Raw genomic sequence first — 445 nt, 5'->3', positions numbered from 1 at the left:
GGTCGGCACAGGGGAGGACAGCATGGGTCTCGACGTCCGGCCCGGGTACAACACCGCGGTCCCGGCCCAGATCACCACCCCGGACCGGGTGGCGACGAGCATCGGCGAGCTGCGGTTCGTCGACGGCGTCCCGACGCCCGAGACGGCGACCCGGGCCTTCGACCACCTGGACCTGGTGCGGGGCGTCGAGGCGTTCCTCGGCTGCATTCCGGCCGCGTCGTTGGAGGCGATCCGGCGGGGGATGGCCGAGGTCGCCGGGGCGGAGTGTCACCAGGGCGCGATCACCGACAGGCTGCTCGACTCCGATCCGCTCTTCCTCACGGGCAACACCGACACCGTGTACGCCATCGTCGTGCTCGACGTCGAGCGTGACGGCCCGACCGTCATCGAGGTGCCGCCGGGGTGCGGTCCCGGCACGGTCGACGACGCGTGGTTCCGGTTCGTC

1 protein-coding gene is annotated in these 445 nt (G+C 72.1%); it reads left to right on the top strand.

The genetic code is table 11. The features are described 5' to 3' along the window. Positions 1–22: 22 nt before the first annotated feature. Positions 23–445, top strand: a 423-nt coding sequence (locus tag G3I78_RS48455; RefSeq protein ID WP_203616544.1) for a DUF1254 domain-containing protein, incomplete at its 3' end; no start/stop codon positions are given.

It is taken from the genome of Streptomyces sp. SID13726 (genome assembly GCF_010548375.1).
In the GTDB taxonomy this organism is placed as follows: Bacteria; Actinomycetota; Actinomycetes; order Streptomycetales; family Streptomycetaceae; genus Streptomyces.
Note: the sequence above shows the minus strand (reverse complement) of the source record. Positions and strands in the feature narration are given on the sequence as shown.